Genomic DNA, 3,881 nt, shown 5'->3' with positions numbered 1-3,881 from the left:
GACGGAACCGCCGTGTACGTCGAATACGACGGCCGACCCGACGACGAATGCGAATGCGACGAGTGATGCGACCTCGACGAGTGATGCGACCGCGAGGACTCGTGCGAACGACGCGAGCGCGAGGAGTGCCGGGACCCGTCCGACGGCGGCAGACCGGGCGAGATGTCAGCCGAGTCGGTCTTCGGAGCGGACTCCTGGCGGGGCCGGATCTCGGCGTTGCCCAGCAGGCGGGAGACGTCCTGGATCGCGCGCACGTCGGTGTTCCCGGTCTCCAGCACGACCCTGCGGTCCTGGTCGAATCCGGGGTGCAGCCGCACGTAGTTGGCGAAGTCCCTCGGCGTGTGCTCCTTGCCGTCCCAGAGGGTGACGTGATCGCCGTCCTGGCTGGGGGTCACGCGGATGACCTGCTCGTCCGGGTTCGGGTTGGTGTCGCGGCCCTGCTGGACCAGTGCCGACACGTCCTCGGTCGGGCTCGGGTAGTGCAGCCCGTCGCGGGTGGGCACCGCCAAGGTCTGGAAGTCGTCGGTGGCGCCGCTGCGCTGCCAGGGTTCGGTGGCCGCGAACAGCTCGACGATCTGCTGTTCCGCCGCCTTGCTCAGCGGCAGCACCTCCAGCAGGTCCAGCAGGTCGTTGAGCTGGGCTTCCTCCGAGCGGTCACCGGTTTCGTCGCCGAGCAGCCTCGGGTCGGTCAGCAGTTCCTCGATGCGGTCGTGGGTGGCCGGGTCCTGCGCTGCGGCGACCATCGCCGAGGCGAGTTCCACGCGACCCTGCCACTCCCCCTTGTTGGTGCTGCTGGGGAACATCCGGAATTCCCAGCGGTCGTGGGGACCGCCTTGGACGTGCTCGAAGTTGAGACCTTCGTTGCGGCTGGAGTTCAGGGTGCGAACGTCGTCCGGGGTCTGCAGGGCGTGGGCGCGGGGAGGGACGGGCATCGCGCCGACGGCGCGGAGTTCGCGCTGGCGTCCGCCCATCGTGGAGTTCGCCATCCGGTACAGCGACTGCTCGCGCGCCTTGGCCAGTCCAGCCAGCGCCACGCTGGCCCGGGGCGTGAAGGGCGTGCCGTCGAAGCTGACGTTGACGTGTCCGCCGCCCTCGTCGACCGAGCCGCCGTACTTCTCCACGACGGAGCGGATGATGTCGGCTGCCGTTCCGAAGCGCTGCCAGGAGCGCGAGTCGCCGCCGAGCTTCTCCGACACCGCCTCGATGCCGTTGTCGAGGGTGTCCTCGTCCACCAGTCGCCAGCGGTCGGGCGCCTTCTTGACCAGGCCGGACCCCAGTTCCTGACCGTCGCGCCAGTCACCGAGGCCGGCGTCTCGGAAGGCGGTGCCGAGTTCTTGCACGGCGACGTCGAAGTGCTCGTCGGGGACGGTGAACTCGATCTCGGTGCCGAACCGCGCGTCGGGCCGGCTGCTGGCACCGCCGGGAACGCCGTCTGCGTGGTACTGGACGGGGTTGACGCCGGAGGACACCGCGGATCGCGCGGCCCGGTAGGTGTCGAGCATCGCGGCGAAGCGCTGGTCGCGCGGCACGGACGACGCCGGTGCGGGGTCGTGGGAACGGTTCGTGCTGTCGACCGGTCCGTCCTGGCTGGGCGGGAGGCCAGGCCGCCGGTCGTAGTAGTAGTACGAGCTGCTGCTCGACGGGGCGTAATACGTCGACGAGGAAGAGCTGGTCGTGGGGTAGTAGCTGGAGGTCGTCGGGTACGTCGAGGACGACGGGACGGATCGGCTCGACTCGTGCGAGTGACGACTCGGCGGGGGCGGTGGGGCGAGTCCGAGGTCGGTGCGGCGGGTGAATCCGCTGCGCGAGTCGGCGTGCGGGTCGTAGCCCCGGTAACCCTCCTCGTAGTAGCGGTTCTCCACGTTGGTGAGTTGCGGCGTCGTACCGGGCAGGATCGTGCGGCGGCCGTCGGGCCCCTGGTGGAAGTAGCCCCGCACCGTCATCGCGGAGTGGATGTTGCGCCGGTCGATGTGCCGGACGGAGTCCCACTCGGTCTGGTACTGCATGCGGTCCAGCAGATCCTGCGGCAGGTTCTGCGAGGCCATGTGGATCATGTTGCCCGAAGACTCGATCTGGTAGATCTGCCCCGTCATCGGCACGTACCAACGGCCGTGGTGGCGGATCGGTTCGCCGCCGTCGGGGACGACGAACTGGTGCGCGGCAACGGAACTCGGCGTGACGGACACGTATCCGGAGTTGCGGGCGGCGTCGCCGCCGTGCACGTGCGATACCAGGTTGTAGTCCCGGCCCCACGAGGTCATGCCGTTGCGGAAGATCTCCTCCGGCGGACGCGTGTCGCCCCGGTACATCCAGCGCGGGCGTGGTGGGTTCGCGCGCAACTGCGGGTTGTCGAGCCGCACGGGTCCGGCCGGTTGCGCCGGTGCGGCCGTGTAGGTGGAGTACGTCGGTGTGCGGTGGCTCGACGAGGAGTGGTGCGAGCGCGACGAGTGGTGCGAGCGCGAGGAATGATGGGACCGGGAGGACTCGTACGAGCTGCGGTAGCGATCGTCGGGCGAGACGCCGGGAGAAACGTCGGCCGGGTTGGTCTCGCGCGGGGAGGACGTCGTGGTGCCCGATGAAGGCGGAACCACACCATCGGTCACCAAAGACCCAGGCAGGTGCGGCGAAGCCACGTCCATGATCTGCTGCATGTGCCGATCCAGGACCCGGTAATCGACACCATCCCGCCGCGTGTCCATCAGATCGCCCGGCACCGGACTGTCCGAAGTGTTCAACAACTGACGCGGATGCGGATAAGCATCCCGCACACCGAAGAAGTGCATCACCTCATGCGTGAACTCCGACGGACTCGCACCCACCGCCCACCGATGCTGATCCATCGGATTCTGCACATCATCCGGCCGACCCGGCACCACCTCGACGACACCATCCGCATCAGCCGGGTCGTCGACGAAGGTGACCTGGCCGTGCGCGCGGACACCGGGTCCCGGCAGGACGTTCTCGGGCTGGTTGAGCAGCCGTTCGATGCCCGCGGCGGTGTTGGCGCGCACCGCCGCCAGATCCGCCGCGCTCACGCCATCAGCCGGACGCAGGTGCAGCTTCGTCTCGAAGTTCCAGCGACCCGGTTCCGGCGTGAGGCTGTAGCGGACTTCCTGCCGGATGCCGCTCGCCGGGCCGCGCTGGATCGTCCTGCGGTCGCCGTTGCTGTCCACCACGAAGGCGTTGTCCAGCGGCTTCCACCGCTCGGCCTCCACCGCGAACGTCGGCGGCTGCCGGCGAGCCGGTGCCGGTTCGGTGGGCTTCGAGGGCGCCGTGGTGGTGTCGGTCGTGGCGGGTGCGTCGTCGCGAACCACGCGCGGCCGGGATCCGTCGGGGTGGAAGCTGCGCCACTGGAGCTTGCCGCGACCGTTGTCGACCAGCGCCACGACCTCCTTGCCGAGGTCCATGGCGACCCGGGTGCCGCTGTCGGCGAAGTCGATGCCGCGAGCACCGGAGTCCGGGATCAGCACGACGCGGTCCGCGCTGGGGTCGACCTGGCCGGACAGGGTTTCGGTGCTGACAGGACCGGCAGGGGCCTGGATCCTGGGGCTGTCGGCGAGTGCGCTGGGCACGTGAACCGAGCCGGCGCCGTCCTGGGCGCGGGGTGCTTCGCCGGGAGTGCTCGTGGAGTCCGGGGGAAGTCCCGGTCGCCGGTCGTAGTAGTACCTGTCGTTCGACGTCGGGTAGTACCTCGACGACGAGGAGGAACTCGTCGGGTGGCGCGAGGACGACGGCGCCGAGCGGGTCGACTCGTGCGAGGACCGGCTCGGCCGGGAGCGTTCGGCGAGCCCGAGATCGGTGTCTCGGGTGAAACCGCTGGTGGGATCGGCGTGCGGGTCGTACCCCCGGTACCCGGGCACGTAATCCCGGTTCTCGACGTT

1 protein-coding gene is annotated in these 3,881 nt (G+C 69.5%); it reads right to left on the bottom strand.

The features are described from left to right. Positions 1–3,881, bottom strand: a 3,881-nt coding sequence (locus AB0J91_RS32880) for a hypothetical protein (protein ID WP_363876900.1), incomplete at both ends; no start/stop codon positions are given.

The organism is Saccharopolyspora sp. NPDC049357 (assembly GCF_040677225.1).
GTDB lineage: Bacteria > Actinomycetota > Actinomycetes > Mycobacteriales > Pseudonocardiaceae > Saccharopolyspora.
This window is presented reverse-complemented; position numbering and strand designations above follow the sequence as displayed.